This window comes from Corallococcus sp. AB045 (assembly GCF_003668895.1).
Classification (GTDB): Bacteria; Myxococcota; Myxococcia; order Myxococcales; family Myxococcaceae; genus Corallococcus; species Corallococcus coralloides.
In genome coordinates, this window is the sequence record NZ_RAWN01000106.1 from 1 (window position 1) to 17,884 (window position 17,884).

Below are 17,884 nucleotides of genomic sequence, written 5' to 3' on the forward strand. Positions count from 1 at the left end.
CCCCCGGAGGACGTGGAGTCCGAGGCCCGCCGCGCCGAGCGCCAGGCCCGCCTCGCTCGCCACCCGTACATGGCGCGCAGCCACAAGCTCACGGAGCTCATCGCCCGGGGCAAGGCGGCCACGGCGCGCGGGGACTTCGAGCGGGCCTACCAGGAGTTCAACCACGTGCTGGGCCTGGACGCGAAGAACCGCGAGGTCGCGCAGCTGCTGGTGGAGGCGCGCCGCAAGCACGACCTGACACGCGCGCAGGCGGAGGTGGAGCGCGGCCAGGAGCTGGAGATGCGCGGGGACTTCGCCGGGGCGCAGGCGGCCTACAGGCTGGCCGTGTCGCTCAACGCGGACCACCCGGAGGCGGCCTTCCAGGCGGCGCGCGTGGGGCGGGAGCTGGCGCAGGACTCGCAGGAGGTGCTGAAGCTCGCGCAGCGCGCGGTGGAGCTGAAGCCGGGGCGCGCGGACTACCAGCTCCTGCTGGCCCAGGTGCTCCTGGCCGCGGGGCAGAAGAAGCAGGCCAAGCTCCACTTCGAGGCGGTCACGCGCCTGTCCCCCGACAACGCCGATGCTCGCGCCGCCCTCAAGAAGCTGCGCTGGACGTTCACGTGATGAGGTGCATGCGTCCCCATGGCTGCTGAGCCCGAACCTCTGATTGGCATCGACCTGGGGACGACGAACAGCCTCGTCGCCACGGTGCAGGACGGTCAGCCCATCATCATCAAGAACCGCACCGGCCAGCCGCTCACGCCGTCCGTGGTGGCGGTGTCGAAGAACGGCAAGCGGCTGGTGGGCGCCATCGCCAAGCGGCAGGCCATCACCAACCCGCAGGAGACGGTGTCCGCGGCCAAGCGCCTCATCGGCCGCAAGTTCTCCTCGCACCCGGTGCAGGACGCGCTGCGCGCGCTCACGTACCAGGTGGTGTGCGGCCAGCACGACGACGTGCGCATCCGGCTGGCGGGCCGCGACCTCGCCGTGCCGGAGGTCAGCGCCATGATCCTCGCGGAGCTGAAGGCGGACGCGGAGGCGCACTTCGGCAGGCCCGTCACCCAGGCCGTCATCACCGTGCCGGCCTACTTCAACGACGGGCAGCGCCAGGCCACCAAGGACGCGGGCCGCATCGCGGGGCTGGACGTCCTGCGCATCATCAACGAGCCCACCGCGGCGGCGCTGGCCTACGGTTTCGGCCGCACGGTGAACGGGAAGATCGCCGTGCTGGACGTGGGCGGCGGCACCTTCGACGTGTCGGTGCTGGAGATCAACAACGGCATCTTCGACGTGGTGGCCACCGGCGGTGACACCTTCCTCGGCGGTGAGGATTGGGACCACCGCATCATCGAGTGGATGGTGTTCGGCTTCGCCAAGGAGCACGGCATCGACCTGCGCAAGGACCGCATGGCGCTGCAGCGGCTGAAGGACGCCGCGGAGAAGGCGAAGGTGGAGCTGTCGTCGGTGAAGGAGGCGCAGGTGCACCTGCCCTTCATCTGCACGCCGCCGGGCGGAGGCGCCGCGCTGCACCTGCAGTCCACGCTCACCCGCGAGAAGCTGGAGGAGCTCACGGCGGACCTGGGCGAGCGCCTGGTGGGCATCACCTCGGAAGTGCTGGGCGAGGCGAAGGTGCGCCCCTCGGACCTGAAGGAGGTCATCCTGGTGGGCGGCATGTCGCGCATGCCCCGCATCGTGGAGCAGGTGCGCCAGTACTTCCGCCGCGAGCCGTGCAAGGGCGTGCACGCGGAGGAGGTCGTGGCCCTGGGCGCCGCCATCCAGGCGTACGCGCTGGTGGGGCAGCAGAGCGAGTTGCTGCTCCTGGACGTCACGCCGCAGAGCATGGGCGTGGCCATCGCGGGCGGCTACGTGCGGCGGCTGATTCCGCGCAACACCACCGTGCCCACGTCCGCCACGGAGGTGTTCGCCACCTCCAAGGACTTCCAGCGCACGGTGAAGATCATGGTGCTCCAGGGCGAGCACGAGCTCGCGCACCACAACGAGCTCTTGGGCGAGTTCCTCCTCACCGGCCTGCGCGAGGCGCCGCGCGGGCAGGTGGAGATTGAAGTGACGTTCGACATCAACGCGGAGGGCATCGTGTCCGTGTCCGCGCGAGACCGCGACACGGGCCTGCGCCAGTCCATCACCGTCACCGCGTCCAGCGGCCTGACGGAGGACGAGCTGCGCCGCATCATGGACGAGCAGCGCGACTGGCTGGTGGCGGCGCGCAACACGGAGGAGCTGAAGGCCAAGCGCGTGGAGCTGGACATCCTGGCCCGCGACCTGGTGGACGCGCTCTCCCGCGTGCGGCTCATGCCCGGGGCCGGAGGCCTGTCGCCGGACGTCGTCGCCCGCGCGGAGGCCGCCCTGGATTCCGCGCGTCAGGCGCGCGGCGCGGACGACGTGGGCGCGCTCACCCGGGCCTGCGAGGCCCTGGCCCAGAGCCTGCCGCTGCTGCGCTCGGCGGGCCCGCGCGGAACGCCGGGGAGGTAGCCCATGAACGCGATCCGGGCCAAGGCGCTGGTCGAAGCCGGGTTGCTGCTGCGGCTGAGTGGCGACATGGCCGGCGCGGAGAAGCTGTTCACCCGAGCCCTGGAGCTGGATCCGGCCAACACGCGCGCGCGCCGGCTGCTGGGTCGGGACGGCCCGGCGGAGCACGGCGGGGACACCGGTTGGAACCTGGCGGGCCCCGAGCTGGAGACGGACTGGGGCGCCTGGGCCGGCCCGTCGGAGCCCGGTCCGGTGGAGGTTCCCTTGCGTGAATCCGTGAGCCTGCCCGAGGGCACGGGCGTGCGCGGCGACGCGTTGGACCTCATCGCGGAGGCGCACCGCACGCAGGAGTTCGGGCTGCCGGACACCTTCACGCCCGCGGGCGGGCTGCCGGAGGGCTCGGAGGTGGAGAGCCTGCTGCGCGGCGCGGAGGACCTGCTGGCGCTGGATGACCACTCCGGCGCGGTGGAGCTCCTGCGCCGGGCCCAGTTCCTGGCGCCGGAGAACCCGCGCGTGGAGGCGCTGCGCGACCGCAGCGAGCGCATCCTGGTGTTCATGCTGGAGGCGCGGCTGGGGGACCTGCACCGCGTGCCGCGCGTGCGGTTGCAACCGGATGACATCATCTGGCTCAACCTGGACCACCGCGCGGGCTTCGTGCTGGCGCAGATTGACGGCGCGGTGAGCTTCGACGACCTCTTCGCGCTGTCCGGCATGTCGCGCCTGGACACCGCGCGCATCCTCGCGCAGCTGCTCGACGAGGGCATCATCGCCCCCGGCGAGTAGGCGCGCGCGGCTTCTGCGTCACCCGGGGCGGATGACGGCCGTCCACACGCCGCGCACCACGGGCTCGCCCTTCGAGTTGCGCGTCTCCGTGGTGACGACGAGGAAGTCCATCCCGGCCTTGCGGTACAGCTCCGTGATTTCGCCCGTGGTGGTGAGCACGTCCCCGGGGCGCATCACGCCCAGGAACTCCAGCTCCTGCTCGCCGTGCACCAGCCGCACGCGGTCCACGCCCAGCTCCGGATCCGCGATGGCGGCGCTGAAGGGGCGGATGGCGAACACCACCGCGAAGCTGGGGAAGGCGATGACGTCGCCGTAGGGGCCCGCCTGGGCCGCCTCCTGCGAGTAGAGCAGGGGGCTCACGTGCGCCGGGGGCTCGCCGAAGGTGCCCGCGGAGGGCACGGAACCGCCGAGGATGAGGGAGAACTCGCGCAGCTTCTCCCGGCCAATCTCATAGGTGAAGGGGCCGTAAGCACGGCCTACGAACTTGGGGTCCAGGGCCATGGCTATCCGAGCGAGGTTTCGACGACGGCGCCCCGGAGGACGGGCTCGCCGCGCTGGTTGGTGGCGGTGACTTCCGTGGTGAGCCGGCCGTCCGTGATGGCGGTGACGCGGCCCTGGAAGGTGACGGTGTCCTCCGGCAGCACCGGCCGGGAGAAGCGCACCCTCACCCGGCGCACCAGGCCCGGGTCTCCCACGAAGACGGCCACCGCCTCCACCGCCCAGCCCAGCGTGCAGAGCCCTTGGAGGATGACGCCGTTGAAGCCGGCCTGCCTGCCCACCTCCGGGTCGATGTGGATGGGGTTGTAGTCCCCGGAAGCGCCCGCGTAATACACCGGCCGCAGCCGGTCGCACTGGCGGACGTGCGTGAAGGTGTCTCCCACCTGGAACGTGCGTGCCATGAGGCGCGGAAGCCTACCGCATCCCTGTGTCCGCGGACGCCTGGCGGAAATGAAGAAGGGGCGGCCCCCACTCGCGTGAGGACCGCCCCCAATCACTTCAGGGCTTCAGGATGAAGCGCCGGCTTACGCCTTGCGACGGCGAGCGAACGCCATCGCCGCGAACAGCGCCATCAGCGGCGCCATGCCGCCAGCGGAGCCGCCCGTGGAGGAGCAGCCGCCGCCGTCGTCGTCGGCCTTCGGCACGGAGACCTTGATCTCGGCGGTGCTGGTGGCACCGGCCGCGTCCGTCACCGTCACGGTGAAGGCGTAGTTCTCCAGCGTCTTCTTCGCCGGCGGGGTGAAGCTGGCCTCGGCGGCGTTGGCGCCGGTCAGCGTCACGGACGGGCCACCCGTCTGGGCCCAGGCGTAGGTCAGCGTCTCGTTGTCCGGATCCGTCGACGTCGCGGCGTCGATCTTCACCAGCTCACCGCCACGCACGCCCGAGATGACCCGGGCCTTGGCGACCGGCGCCTGGTTCACCTGCTTCACGTTGACCGTGTAGACGAACGGGCCGGAGGTGGCGCCGTCGGAGTCCGTCACGGTGAGGCTGAAGGCCAGGGCCGTGTCGACCTGGACCTGCGGCGCGGTGAACTTCACCTTCGCCGTGTCCTTGTTGTCGAGCGTCACCGGCTGGCCACCGAGCTGGGCCCAGACGTAGGTGAGCGTGTCACCGTCCGGATCCGTGATGCCGGAAGCGTCCAGCTCCACGTTGCTGCCCTCGTCCACGTCGATGGTGGCCGGAGCCTGGCCCACCGGGTGGCGGTTGGCCTTGCGCACCGTCACGTTGACCAGGTCCGTTCCAGACTGGCCGCCCGAGGTCACCGTGAGCTTGAACGTGAGCTCCGTGGCGGTGTTGACGTCCGGCGCCGTGAAGGTCGCCGTCGCCTGGTCCGCATCCGTCAGCGTCACATCGGTGCCGCCCGTCTGCTCCCACAGGTAGGTGACCGCCGTGCCGTCCGCATCCGTGCCGGAGCCGGTCAGCGTCACCGTGGAGCGCGCATCCGCGTCGAAGTCCGCGCCGGCGTTGGCCACCGGAGCGCGGTCCACGTTCTTCACCGTCACGGCGACGGCCTTGGTGGACCTCGCGCCGCTGCTGTCCGTCACGGTGACCGTGAAGTTCAGCTGCGTGTCCGCCGTCACTTCCGGAGCCAGGAACGTGGCCTTCGCCCGGGTGGCGTTGGTCAGCGTCACCGCAGGGGTGGTGCCACCCGTCCGGGCCCAGGAGTACGTCAGCGTGTTCGCGTGAATCACGTCCGCGTCCGTGGAGCCCGAGGCGTCCAGCGTCACAGGCGTGGTGTCACGCTCGTTCACCGTCGCCGGCGCGGTGGCCGCGGCCACCGGGGGCTGGTTCACGTTGAGGATCTGGATGTTCACCGTCTTCGGGGCGCTCGCCTTGCCAGACGCGTCGGTGACGACGAGCTGGAAGGTGAGGGTGTCCGTGTAGTCCACGTCAGCCACGAAGCTCGGCGTCGCGGTGTCCGCGCCGTTCAGGGTGACGGGCGTGGCGCCACCGGTCTGCGTCCAGCTGTAGGTGAGCGCGTCACCCGCGGCGGCATCCGGGTCGAAGCTGCCCGTGCCGTTCAGGGTGATGGTGGCGCGGTTGAGGACGCCGCCGACGAGCACGCCCTCCGCGACCGCCGCCGTGCCCACGCGCGACGGACCCGCGTTGGCGACCGGAGGCACGTTGCACACGCCCGTGGAGGCCGGCTGCTCCGCCTGGCCCGAGAACACCGCCGTGGCGCCCTCGAAGTTCACGTTGTCCAGGTCCAGGCCGTACCCGCCGACCGCCACGTCACCGCCGATGCGGAAGCGGAAGCGGACGTTCTTGAGGCCCAGGTCGGGGAAGAAGGTCCCGAAGTTGATGCTCGCGGCCGTGAACGCCGGGAAGCCCGGGCTCACCTGCGCCATCGCGGGGCGATCCTCGAGCGGGTTGCCGCCGCCCGCGGCGATGTAGTCCACGTAGCCCGGATCCGCGTCCACCACCGGGTACAGATCCCAGGGGTCGATCCAGTCGATGCCGTCGACCGTGAACTCGAGCACCGCGCCGTCGTAGGAGGCGCTGGAGTCGAACTCGAAGGAGTGACGGTAGTTGTAGCTCATCACGAAGTCGGCCGCGTCATCCACCGACAGCCAGGGGCTGGTGATGGTGGTCTCCGCGATCGTGCCCGGATCCGCGCCGTGCGCGTAGCGGTTGGCCGGCGAGCCGGACAGCGTCCAGTCGCCAGAGGACGACAGGTTCTGCGACACCGTCCACCCGGTCAGGCCGGACTCGAACGTCTCCGTGTTGCTGGTCGTGGCGACGTTGTCGTAGTTGACTCGCGGATCGAACGTCACCGTCCTCGCCGCCGCCGGGATCTCCGTGGAGTCGAAGGCGACCTTGATGCCGGCGCGCGTGGGCGTACCGGACACCGCGGTGACGCTGACGGGCACCGTGACGGTGGCGGAAGCCCCGCGAGACAGGGCGGGGACGTTGATCGCGGCGCCGTTCGGGAACTCCAGCGTCGCCGTGGTGCTGGTGCTGCTGACGGTGCCGGAGAAGGCGCTCAGCCCGTTGCCGCCCACGTTGCGCACGGTGATCTTCAGCTCACCCTGCTCGCCGATGTCCAGGATGCCGTCCTGGTCGCAGCCGCCCGCGTTGTCGGTCAGCGAGATGCTGGTGACCTCCAGGTTGCCACCCGAGGAGAAGCTCTCCGTCACGCTGAGGTGGTCGAACGCGTCGCGGTCCGGCGACTTGGCGCCGAAGCCCAGGCCGCGCTTGGCGAAGGCCGCCACGAAGCGCTGGTAGTCCGCCGGGTCGCTCGCGAGCGCGACGGCCAGCACCGCGTCACGCGCTTCCGTGAAGGTCGGCGCGTTCGGCGTCGCCTTGTAGGAAGCGACGAGGTACTGCTTCATCCGGTTCTGCGCTTCCTGGAACGGGTGCGCGTTCAGCAGGCTCGCGTAGCACTCCCACAGCATCGTGGCCCACACCTCACCGCTGTTGTGGACCTCGCTGTTGATGTCCGAGCGCGTGCCCGCGTCCGTGGGCAGGGGGGTGAAGTTGGCGATGTGCTTGAACGTGTAGCCGTTCTTGCTCATGTCCGTCGAGTAGGGCAGGCGACGGATGCCGAAGTAGTAGCCCTGGTTCTTGCCACCGCTCGAGACGTAGCCGGCGGTGCTGTAGACGCCCTGCCAGTTGCTGTTGCCCGGCTTGTTCCGGTCGGACTCACGCACCTGCATCAGCATGGCGTGGAAGTCGCCCCAGCCCTCGCCCATGGAGCGGCCCTGGTTGTTGCTCAGGCCCGCGGCGTTACCGACGAGGCGGTTGCTGATGTAGTGGCCCCACTCGTGCGCGACGATGCCGTTGTCGAGCGTGCCGTCGCGGTCCTGGTTCGGCTCGCGCAGGAACTTCACGGACAGCGGGCCGGGGTCGAGCGCCGTCCTCCACGCCGCGCCCGCGGCCTTGGTGATCATCAGGGACGGCGTCTTGACCTTGGCGTCATCCGTGCCGTTGCCGCCCATGGTGATGGGGCTGCCGTCCGCGTTATTGACGATGACGGTGGCGATCGCGCCCGCGGTCTGCGCGTTGAGCGACTTGATGACGAAGTTGCAATCGCCGCGGTTGATGAGGGCGATCTTGTCGGTGAAGTAGCCGGCCTCGAACGGCGAGCAGCCCAGGGGGTTGGTCTCAGGGGCCGCCTTGATGTCCCCCGTCATGTCGAAGGCCTCCGTGCCGTAGCTCGCGGAGGAGGCCTCGTAGATGCCGGCCAGGGCCGCGGGAGACGTCACGGACAGCTCGGGCGTGCCGTTGAACACATACATCTGCATGCGCGGCGACGCACCGTCCGCCGGCGTGCTCATGTTCGCGTTGTCGCGGCCGCCGTAGTCCTGCGCCTGGGCCTGGAGGGGGTCGCCCTCCGCGCCACCACGGCCGAAGTTGAACGACTGGGCGTTGCCCGCGGCCTCGTCGAAGCCGGCGTCGTAGAACCAGTCGTGCAGGAAGTTGTTCACGTAGAACAGGTTCACCACCGCGGCCTTGGTCTGCTCGGTGCTGATGCCCGGGGCCTTGGTCGTGTCGTAGACGTACGAGAAGGTGTTCTCGCTCGTCGTCTCCGCGCGGAGGTCGGCGCTGCCCGGCTGGAAGCCGTCCGGCGCGGTCAGGTCCGCGTACGCGTCCACGTTGTTACCCGTGGTCTGCGTGGCGTTGGCCGGCAGCCAGGGGTCGTTCTTGCTGTAGGGGCTGTTGGCCAGGGTGATGTTGTTCGCCGGGCGGTTCAGCGGGGCCTGGTAGCCGTCCTGGGTGCCCGTGGGGTGCGGGGTCGCGTCGTTGCCCTGGGGACCGTCCTCCGGGATGAACGGGGACGCCTGGTCCGCCCAGACCTTGTACGTGAAGGCCGTGCCCGCGTCCGCGGACAGGTCGTTGCGGAAGAGGACCTTGCCGGTGGCCGCGGAGACCACGTAGCCGAAGTACTGGCTGGAGCGCGCGGCCTTGGGGCCGGCGTTCACTTCCACGTACCAGGCCGGCTCCAGGTTGCCGGCCAGCATGAAGTACACCTGCCGGGCGCGGGCCGGGACGGCCAGGTCCTGCGGCAGCGCGGACTTCGTGGCGGGGGTCAGCTCGAAGAAGGTGTAGTCACCCTTCGTGCCCGCGTTGACGAACGAGGTGGCCTGCGTGCCGGAGCCCGTCAGGTCCTTGAACGCGCCGGACACCGCGTCCGCGGCGCTCAGGTTGAAGCCGGCGCGCGCCTTGTTGCGCGCGGTGAACGCCAGCTCGGACGGGGCCAGGTAGCCGCTCACGGCCACCAGGCGCAGGTCCTGGCCCATGACGACCTTGATCTCGTTGCGGAAGACGGGGATGCCACCCACCGACTGGTTGAAGGTCGCGATGATGGCGCCCTTGCCGGTGTTGTGCATCGAACGGAGGTTGGCGCCCGAGACGTCGTCACGCGTCAGCCGGTAGCTGTCCGCCACGGACTGCAGGTGCGCGCGCGCCGCGCTCTCCGCCGTCATGCCGGTGCGGATGACGGACTTGGACTGCGTGCCCTCCTGCGTCGCCCAGGCGAACGTAGGCACGCCGAGCCGGTGCTCGGTCTGCTCGATGCGAAGCCCGCGGGACGCCGCCGTGTTCGAATCCACGGCGAGAGAGCGGGAGTCCCGCTGCTCCAGGAACGCGTCGTAGTTCGACCGCTCCTTGGCCCACGCACTGGTACCCGCGATGGGCACCAGCAGCAGGCTGGTCAACAGCTTTTCCCTGAGACGCATGCGCCTTCCTTCTTGGGGGTGATGTACTGCCGGACGAGGGGACTGCGAGAGACGACGACTGCACGGGGAGAGGTCCGCCGGGGGAGGCGGGCCGCTCCTCACGGATGGTGGGCCGTGGATGGACAACAGCCCGATAGGAAACGCAGCCCAACGCCGCAGGTCGCATTGGCGACGTGAGCGGGGAACTCAGCGTGGAAAGGCGGGACGCGCGAGGCGGGCAGGGCGGATGCGAAGCGCTGCGACAGGCCGGACAGCCGGGGCGCCACACCCGAACCCGGGGCGGCCCAACTGAATCGACTGTCAACGGTCACCGGCAAGCGCTGCTCTCCAACCCACTCTTCCGGCCGCGGCTGTATTCACCGCGCCAGATTCAGTGGGAGCGCATGCTAACCAGGACACTGTTTCATTGAAAAGAGGGGGGCCCCCGCAACTTTGCGTTAGCAACCCAGTAACAATTGGCAGTCTGGAATAAGCCGTAGCAGCCGGGCGGGCGCGAGCGTGTCACAGGTGCCGCGCCGCACCTTGCCTGCGGGCCCAAAGCCTGCTCAGCGGCGCGAGCGCGGCGCCGGCGCGCCTTCATCCGCGGAGGGCAGCGGACCGTGGTCCAGCGGGTCCTCGACCTCCGCGCCCTCCTTGCGCTGCTTGTACTTTTCCCGCACGTAGGCGACGAGCTGATCCAGGTACGAGGACAGCGGCGGGCACCGCACGCCGGTGCCGTCGAGCAGCTCCAGCGTGTTGTGACAATTGTAGATGGCCAGGTGGTTCACGTAGCTGATGGCGGCGCGCTGGGGCCGGGCCAGCTTCTCCAGCACGGGCAGCCGCAGCATCACGTCCGCGGCGCGCGCGGACAGGTTGAAGCGCGGCAGCCGCTTGTGGGACTTCTCCGCGATGAGCTCGTACACGCGCCGCGCGCTCATGGGGTTGGGGTCCACCAGGTGGAAGGTGCGCCCCTTCGCGCGCGCGTCGCGCGACAGCCGCCACACCGCCTCCACCACGAAGTCCACCGGCACCACGTTGAGTGGCGCCACGCCGTTGCCTGGCAGGGGCAGCGGCACCACCAGCGGAGACGTGACGAGCAGGATGCCCAGGTAGTAGGGGCCCTCGAAGCGGTCGATCTCCCCCGTGCGCGAGTCGCCCACCACGCTGGACGGACGGAAGATGGTGACGGGGAGGGTGGCGGAGGCGCGCTGCACCAGCCGCTCCGCCTGGAACTTCGTCTCCTCGTAGGGGTTGCGGAAGGACTGGCCCCGGTCCAGCTCGTCCTCGGCGATGACGCCCACGCGGTCGCCGGACACGTAGCAGGTGGAGAAGTGGTTGAAGCGGGAGAGGTTCTCGCAGTCGCGCGCCAGCTCCAGCAGGTTGCGCGTGCCGTCCACGTTCACCCGCCACGCGGTCTCCTTGGGCACACCCAGTTGCGACACCGCGGCCAGGTGGAAGATGTCCGTCACCCGCTCGCACAGGCGCTGGTACTCCTCGCCGGACAGGCCCAGGTGCATGTCCACCGCGTCACCAGTGAGCAGCTCCACGCGCGCGCCCTTCACCTTCGCCGCGAGCGCCTGTGCCTCCTTGAAGGCCTTGGGCTGCACGAGCGCGTAGATGTGCCCCTTCGGGTCCTCCCGCGCGATGTGCTCCACCAGCCGCTTGCCGATGAAGCCCGGGTAGCCGGTGAGGAAGTAGGTGCCAGGGCCCTGCCGCGTCTTCGACGTCTCGCTCATGCGCGGCGCAGCATAACCGCCCGTCAGCCGTGTGCGAGCATCGCCCGCCACACTGCCTCCACCTGTGGACGGGTGGCCTCCGGCGCGCCGCTGTTGTCGATGACCCAGGTCGCGTGCGCGCGCTTGTCGTCCAGCGCCATCTGCGCCGCGAGCCGCGCCTCCGCCTGGTCCTCCAGGAGGCCGTCGCGCGTCATCAGCCGCGCCTTCTGCACCTCCCGGGGCACCCACACCACGGCCACGCCCTCCATCGCCTGGTGCAGGCCCGTTTCGATGAGCAGCGGCACGTCGTAGACGGCGTGGGTGACGCCTTCCGCCTCCAGGGCCTGGAGCTTCTGGAGGAAGAGGGCGCGCACCTCCGGGTGCACGATGGCGTTGAGGGCGGCCCGCTCCGCGGGGTCCGCGAAGATGTGCGCGCCCAGCTTCACCCGGTCCAGGCGGCCGTCGGGGCCCACCACGCCGGGGAAGCGCTCGTCGATGCGCTTCAGGCCGGGCGTGCCGGGCTCCACCACCTCGCGGGCGAGCACGTCCGCGTCCAGCACCCGCGCGCCCAGCTCCCGCAGCATCCGGCTCACCGTGCTCTTGCCGGAGGCGATGCCGCCCGTCAGGCCGAAGACGTGCACGGGCTACTTCGCGGCCTTGGGCGTGGTGAAGACGAAGGACTGCACCGTCTTGCCGTCCTCGTTGAAGAAGATGGCCACGCCCAGCTTCACGTAGAGGAAGTAGGTGCGGAAGTCGTCCGTCAGCTTGCGCAGGTAGCAGGGCGTGGCGGGCATGGCGCCGGCCGGGCACGCGGGGCCGTAGCTGTTCTCGATGGTGTCCTTCTCGATGACGGGCCCGGGGAACACGTCGATGCGCTCCACCAGCTGGGTGTCCGGGTCCACCTTGAACTGGGCCTGGGTGGTGCCCTTGATGGCCTCCTTGGCGAAGTAGGCCAGGATCTCCTTGCCCTCCTGGCTCATGGTCCGGGACGGCTCCCCGAACTTCTTCACCACGTCCTCCTTCTTGGAGGACCCAGGCTCGATGCCCTGCCACGGCTTGGCGGAAGCAGGCAGGGAGACGGCAGCGACGGCAACGGCGAACAGGACGGCAATCACGGGGGTCCGCATCTCGACTCCTCCCTAGCGGATCAGGCCGGCACGCCTCAAGGTCCGTTACCTCAAGCCACGCACCTGTCCACCCGGTATTCAATCACGAACGAGACGCCTTGCCCCCTCCAGGGGCCTCTGCTACGTGCTCAAGACATGTCTTCTCGTGCCTTCCGGGTCTTTTCAGCCCTCTTGCTCGCCGTCTCCGGCGGCCTCGCCGGCGCCGCGGACTTCACGGGCCCCGACAGCTGCAAGGGCTGCCACCCGGAGGCGTACGACGCGTGGATGAAGTCCAAGCACGCCCGGGCGACGGAGACACTGGCGGACAGCCAGAAGAAGGACGCGCGGTGCCTGTCCTGCCACGCGCCGGACCAGGCGGAGCAGCAGCTGGCGGCCGTCACCTGTGAGACGTGCCACGGCGGCGGGCAGTACTACTCGCCGTCCTATGTGATGAAGGACCCGGAGTTGGCGCGGCTGGTGGGGTTGGTGGACCCGTCGGAGAAGCAGTGCCGCACCTGCCATGACGCGTCCTCGCCGTCCCTGCGCCCGTTCGACTTCAAGGAAGCGCTGAAGGCCATTGACCACTGGTCCGCCGAACGCGCCCGCAAGCAGACCCGGGCGGACGCCGCCCCCTCCACGCCGGCTCCGGCCACGGCGAAGAAGTAAGTGACCTCCGCTTGATCAAGATCCTCGATTCCCGCTTCGTCACCACCGCCGTGGAGCTCAAGGGGCTGCCCACGGACCACGCCGCTGAGGTGGCCTTCGTCGGCCGCTCCAACGTCGGCAAGTCGTCCATGATCAACGCCCTGACGAACCGGCGGAAGCTGGTGCGCGTGTCCAACACGCCGGGGCGCACCCGCACGCTCAACTTCTTCGACGTGGACCTGGACCGCGACGGCGTGCGCCACACGGTGCGCCTGGCGGACCTGCCCGGCTACGGCTTCGCCAAGGCGAGCAAGGCGGACAAGGCCCAGTGGCAGGCGATGATCACCAGCTACCTCAAGAACCGGCACCGGTTGGAGGTGGTGGTGAGCATCATCGACGCGGAGGTGGGGCCCACGCCGGAGGACCTGCAGACGCTGGACTACCTCCAGGAGCACAACCGCCGCATCCTCGTCGTGGCCACCAAGGTGGACCGGCTGACGAAGGCGCAGCGCAAGCCCCGGCTGCACAAGCTGGCGGAGCAGCTGGAATTGCCCCGCGAGGCGGTCGTCCCGTTCTCCTCCACGGAGAAGCTGGGCGTGGAGGAGGTGTGGGGCACGCTGCTGGACACCTTCGGCAAGGCCACCCGCGTCTGAGGCTGCCGGGCCCGGGCGCGCTGTGGTAGCACCCCCGGCGTGTCCCAGAACGGCAAGACGAACGGTGGTGTTTCGCCCCTCGCGCCTCGCGAGGAGCGTCAGCGGTTGATGCGCCTGTCCCCGCGCCAGCGGGTGGCGGCGCTCTTCGATGCGGAGGACACGCCCGCGCTGGTGCGTTCCCTGCCCGCGGAGGACCTCTACGTCACCATCCAGGAGGTGGGGCTGGCGGACGCGACGGAGCTCGTGCAGCTGGCGTCGCCCGCGCAGTTCCGCACCTTCGTGGACCTGGGCGGCTGGGCGAAGGACAAGCTGGACCCGCACGCGGTGCTCACCTGGCTGCGCGCCGCGCGCGGCGACGAGCAGGAGGACTTCCTGCGCAAGGTGCACGCGGTGGACCTGGAGGTGGTGGAGACGCTCCTCAAGGAGTTCACCGTCGTCCACGACCTGGAGGAGAACCCGGACGTCAACCCGCAGGGCATGACGCTGGAGACCCCGGAGGGGCGCTACCTGGTGGAGGTGAAGGTGGAGGGCGTGGAGATGTCCGCCATGCGCGCGCTCCTGAATGATCTCATCGCGGAGAACCCCTTCGAAGCGGTGCGCCTCTTCGAGGCCGTGCGCTGGGAGATTCCCTCCGAACTGGAGGAGACCGCGTTCCAGTTCCGCCGCGCGCGCCTGTCCGACCTGGGCTTCCCGTCGCTGGAGGACGCGCTCGCGCTCTTCAGCCGCGTGGACGTGCCGCCGCGCCCCACCGGACCCGGGACGCCCGCGCTCACCGCCACGGGCGGCCACCTGGACTACCTGGAGGCGGCCTTCCGGGACCTGTCCGACGTGGAGCGGATGAACGCGGAGGACGAGCTGCGGGAGGTGGCCAACGCGGTGCTCGTCGCGGAGCTGGGCGACCCGGGCGACCTGGACGCCGTACGCCGCGTGGGCGAATGGGTGCGCGACTACCTGTCGCTGGGCCTGGAGCACCTGACGGGCGCTGACCCCGCGAAGGCCCCGGAGGCGCTGCGGGACACGCCCCTGCGCCGCGTCTTCCAGGTGGGCTTCACGCTGACGCTCCAGCTCAAGTACCGCGCGGACCGCCTCTTCAAGGTGCCCTTCATGAAGCTGGACGAAGTGCCGCTGGTGCTCCCGGAGGAGGCCGCCGCGCTGGAGGCCCTCCGGCGCAAGCGCCCCCGCAGGGCGCTGCGCGTCCCGGGCGCGGAGCCCGTTCCGTTCCGTTCGCTGCGGGAGGTGGCCGGTTCGGAAGGACTGCTCGCGCGGGCGGAGGGACAGGTGGCGGCGCTGGGCGCGCTCCTGGGCGGCTCCGAGGAAACGGCGCACACGGTGCTGGCGCGCTTCGGCGTGTCGCTGGACGTGCTGGGCGTGGAGCGGCTGTGGGCGGCGGTCGTGTCCATGGCCGTGCTGGAGGAGGGCGTGGACGTGCGGCCCGTGCCGCTGGGGCGCACGGTGGAGCTGGGCCAGCGCCTCTTCGAAGGCACCCCGGATGCGCCTCGCCTGCGCGCGAGCGCGGCGGAGCGCGCGGTGGCGGCGCTTTCGCCCGCGGTGCCGGAAGCGGCGCGTGAAGAGCTGCGTCGGGTGGTGAACGTCACGCTGGCGCGGCTTTTGTCGGAGCTGGGCCCGGCGTGGCTGCGCGAGGGGCGCTTGGACCTGATCGCCTCCGCGGTGCTACCGATGGAGAGCGCCCCGGTCCCGTAGCTTTTTCAGCCTTGCCCCGCCCGGCGGTCCCGGGCGGTCCCGCAACCGCCTGAAGATACAGGCCTCTTTCGCTGTCATCCCCTGGCACGCGCGCTGCTTTGCCACTCGCCCGCTAGCTGTTTGCCGTTGGCAGACCGCGAACGGATGGGAAGCCCAAGAGGGCCAGGGGCACGCGTGTGACGGGACAAGCGACCGACAGCGAAGGGGTGGCGTACATGGGACCGGGCGCGGAGGGGCAGCGTCGCGACGTACTGGCTTTCTACATGCTCGCGGGGTTCGCGGCGGTGATGTACGCGGTGCCGGGTGAGTGGATCCCCGCGCTGGAGCCGCTGCGGCTCGCGCTGCTGACCTCAGGGCTGGGGGCGGGCCTGATGGTGATGCGCCGCATCGGCAAGGCGGAGCCCCTCTTCTTCGACGGCGCGCGGGGCATCGCGCTGCTGATGTTCTCGACGCTGGCGTTCTGCTCGGTGGCGTGGAGCGTGAACCCGGAGGTGACGCGCTTCCAGGGCGTGGAGCTGCTCAAGCTCACGGCCATCTACCTGACGCTCGTCAACGTCATCACCACGCCCAAGCGGCTGGCGGTGGTGTGCGGCGCCATGGTGGTGGGCGCCATCGTGACGTCCATTGGCGTCATCAACTGGTACATGGTCGGCGAGGACATGGTGGAGGGCTTCCGTTCGCGCTGGGTCGGCGTGTACGCGGACCCCAACCACATGGCCATGAACATGGTGCTGGTGGTGCCGCTCGCGGTGGCGTTCCTCGCGCGCAAGAGCACCCCGTGGGTGTTCCGCCTGCTGTGCGCGGTGTCCGCGGTGCTGGCGGTGGTGGCCATCGTGCTGTCGCACTCGCGCGGCGGCTTCATTGGCCTGTCGGTGGCGATGGCCATGTGGGCCATCCGTGAGAAGCGCCGCATGCAGGCCATCGTGCTGGGCACCGTGTTCGTCGCGGGCCTGGCGGTGTTCGCGCCCAAGAGCTTCTGGCAGCGCAATGAGACGGTGACGTCGTTCCACGAGGACGCGTCCGCCATGGGCCGCGTCTACGCGTGGCAGGTGGCCAGCCGCATGAGCCTGGACAAGCCGCTGCTCGGCGTGGGCGCGGGCGGCTTCCGCTACGCCTGGTTCGAGTACGCGCCGCCGGAGGCGCACCGCGCCTACGTGGCGCACAACATCTTCCTCGACGTCATCGGGGAGCTCGGGTGGATTGGCCTCCTGTGCTTCCTGGTGTTCTCGGGCGGAGCCGTGGGCGGGGCAGCGGCCGCGTCGGCGGACCCGGAGATGGGATGGCTGGCACGCGCCTTACTGGCGGCGGTGGCGGGCTACCTCGTCTGTGACTTGTTCTCGGGCTACATCCTGTCCGCGCACTGCTACGTGCTCTTCGGCCTGGCCGCGAGCGCGCACCGCATCGCGCAGGCACGGGAGCGAGCCCTGGTGGTGGGGAGGCAACCGGCGATGAACCCTGCGCCGGTGGCCACGTGGGAGGGGTCTGGGCATGCGGCGTGAGGATGCGCGGATGGGGCAGGAGCCCCTCCGCCTGGTGCAGTTCACCCGGTCGTTCCACATTGGCGGCACCGAAGTGCAGGTGCTGGAGCTGCTGCGAGGCCTGCCCTCCAGCTACCAGTTGCAGGTGTCGGTGTTGGAGGACGCCGGGCCCTTGATGAGCTCGGTCTGGAAGCTGGGGCACGCGCCGGAGGTGTTCTCCCTCAAGGGGTCGCTCGTGCAGCCCAACACGCTGATGCAGATCCACCGGATGTCCCGGTGGCTCAAGGCGAACCGCGTGCAGTTGGTGCACGTGCACGACTTCTACTCCAGCATCCTCGCGGTGCCGGCCGCGAAGCTCGCGGGCGCGAAGGTCATCGTCGGGCGGTTGGACCTGTCCCACTGGCAGGGCAAGGCCCGCCGCCTGCTGCACGCGCAGATGACGCGCATGGCGGACCACGTCATCGCCAACGCGGAGGCCATCCGCCAGCTGCTCATCCACGAGGAGGGGCTGCCCGAATCGCGCATCTCCGTCATCCACAACGGCCTGGACCTCCAGCGCTTCGACGCGCGCGCGGCGGAGGGGCTCAAGGACACACTGCCCGACACCGGCGGCGCGCCCACGGTCATCCACGTGGCCAACATGAACCACCCCGTGAAGCGGCAGGAGGACGTGCTGCTCGCGCTTGCCGTGCTGCGTCATGAGGGGACGAAGCTGAACGCGTGGTTCGTGGGAGACGGGCCGCGCCGGCCGGCGTTGGAGAAGATGGCGCACGAGCTGGGGGTGGCGGACGGGGTGCACTTCCTCAAGCACCGCACGGACGTGCCGGCCCTCTACGGGCAGGCCACCTTCGGCGTCCTGTGCTCCACGGCGGAGGGCATGTCCAACGCGGTGATGGAGGGCATGGCGGCGGGGCTGCCCATGGTCGTGACCCGGGTGGGCGGCAATCCGGACCTCATCACGGACGGCGAGCGGGGCCTGGTGGTGGAGCCGGAGCGGCCTGCCCAGTTGGCCCAGGCCTTCCGCCGGCTGCTGGCCAACCCCAAGGAGGCCCGGAAGATGGGCAAGGCCGCCCGGGGCTTCGTCGCCCGCGAGCTGTCCCTGGAGAAGATGGTGCGCCGGCATGACGCGCTGTACCGCCAGGTGGCAGGACTGTCCCCAGGCTGAAACCCGCCCCCGGGGGCCGG

At 70.2% G+C, this 17,884-nt stretch carries 14 protein-coding genes; 8 read left to right on the forward strand and 6 right to left on the reverse strand.

The window, feature by feature from the left end; all coding sequences use genetic code 11:
- The 3 genes from D7Y21_RS23780 to D7Y21_RS23790 form a co-directional block, all read left to right on the forward strand.
- Nucleotides 1-600, forward strand: a 600-nt coding sequence (locus D7Y21_RS23780; RefSeq protein WP_147469359.1) for a tetratricopeptide repeat protein, incomplete at its 5' end; no start/stop codon positions are given.
- 18 nt (nt 601-618) lie between these two features.
- Nucleotides 619-2,466 (forward strand): molecular chaperone DnaK, encoded by a 1,848-nt coding sequence (dnaK, locus tag D7Y21_RS23785; RefSeq protein ID WP_120565996.1) that lies wholly within the window; start codon nt 619-621, stop codon nt 2,464-2,466.
- Between the two features lie 3 nt (nt 2,467-2,469).
- Nucleotides 2,470-3,246 carry a tetratricopeptide repeat protein gene (locus tag D7Y21_RS23790; protein WP_120565997.1) on the forward strand — a complete coding sequence of 259 codons (777 nt, stop codon included), beginning with the start codon at nt 2,470-2,472 and terminating at the stop codon, nt 3,244-3,246.
- 18 nt (nt 3,247-3,264) lie between these two features.
- Here D7Y21_RS23790 and D7Y21_RS23795 read toward each other — a convergent pair whose 3' ends face one another.
- From D7Y21_RS23795 to D7Y21_RS23820, 6 genes are all read right to left on the reverse strand, one after another.
- A complete protein-coding gene (locus D7Y21_RS23795; protein ID WP_121715899.1) occupies nt 3,265-3,747 on the reverse strand; it encodes a MaoC family dehydratase N-terminal domain-containing protein in 483 nt (160 codons plus the stop codon).
- Between the two features lie 2 nt (nt 3,748-3,749).
- Nucleotides 3,750-4,145 carry a MaoC/PaaZ C-terminal domain-containing protein gene (locus tag D7Y21_RS23800; protein WP_120565999.1) on the reverse strand — a complete coding sequence of 132 codons (396 nt, stop codon included), beginning with the start codon at nt 4,143-4,145 and terminating at the stop codon, nt 3,750-3,752.
- 123 nt (nt 4,146-4,268) lie between these two features.
- Nucleotides 4,269-9,422: a myxosortase-dependent M36 family metallopeptidase gene (locus tag D7Y21_RS23805; protein ID WP_121715901.1), complete on the reverse strand. Its 5,154-nt coding sequence runs from the start codon at nt 9,420-9,422 to the stop codon at nt 4,269-4,271.
- Nucleotides 9,423-9,967: 545 nt separating this feature from the next.
- Complete coding sequence (locus tag D7Y21_RS23810; RefSeq protein WP_199724562.1) at nt 9,968-11,137, reverse strand: SDR family oxidoreductase; 1,170 nt, start codon at nt 11,135-11,137, stop codon at nt 9,968-9,970.
- A 23-nt stretch (nt 11,138-11,160) separates the two neighbouring features.
- The gene (gene coaE / locus D7Y21_RS23815; RefSeq protein WP_121715903.1) at nt 11,161-11,757 is read right to left on the reverse strand and encodes a dephospho-CoA kinase; all 597 of its coding nucleotides are present in this window, start codon (nt 11,755-11,757) and stop codon (nt 11,161-11,163) included.
- 3 nt (nt 11,758-11,760) lie between these two features.
- The gene (locus D7Y21_RS23820) at nt 11,761-12,243 is read right to left on the reverse strand and encodes a hypothetical protein (protein WP_120566003.1); all 483 of its coding nucleotides are present in this window, start codon (nt 12,241-12,243) and stop codon (nt 11,761-11,763) included.
- Between the two features lie 135 nt (nt 12,244-12,378).
- Between D7Y21_RS23820 and D7Y21_RS23825 the strand changes: the two genes are divergently transcribed.
- The 5 genes from D7Y21_RS23825 (at nt 12,379) to D7Y21_RS23845 (ending at nt 17,864) form a co-directional block, all read left to right on the forward strand.
- On the forward strand, nt 12,379-12,888 hold the full coding sequence (locus D7Y21_RS23825) for a multiheme c-type cytochrome (RefSeq protein ID WP_120566004.1): 510 nt from the start codon (nt 12,379-12,381) through the stop codon (nt 12,886-12,888).
- Between the two features lie 11 nt (nt 12,889-12,899).
- Nucleotides 12,900-13,520, forward strand: a complete 621-nt coding sequence (yihA, locus tag D7Y21_RS23830; RefSeq protein ID WP_120566005.1) for a ribosome biogenesis GTP-binding protein YihA/YsxC — start codon at nt 12,900-12,902, stop codon at nt 13,518-13,520.
- 39 nt (nt 13,521-13,559) lie between these two features.
- Entirely contained in the window at nt 13,560-15,221 is a 1,662-nt protein-coding gene (locus tag D7Y21_RS23835; RefSeq protein ID WP_121715905.1) for a DUF6178 family protein, read from the forward strand.
- Between the two features lie 215 nt (nt 15,222-15,436).
- A complete protein-coding gene (locus D7Y21_RS23840; RefSeq protein ID WP_120566065.1) occupies nt 15,437-16,720 on the forward strand; it encodes an O-antigen ligase in 1,284 nt (427 codons plus the stop codon).
- Complete coding sequence (locus tag D7Y21_RS23845; protein ID WP_121715907.1) at nt 16,710-17,864, forward strand: glycosyltransferase; 1,155 nt, start codon at nt 16,710-16,712, stop codon at nt 17,862-17,864. The genes D7Y21_RS23840 and D7Y21_RS23845 overlap by 11 nt, the downstream gene beginning before the upstream one ends.
- Nucleotides 17,865-17,884 lie beyond the last annotated feature (20 nt).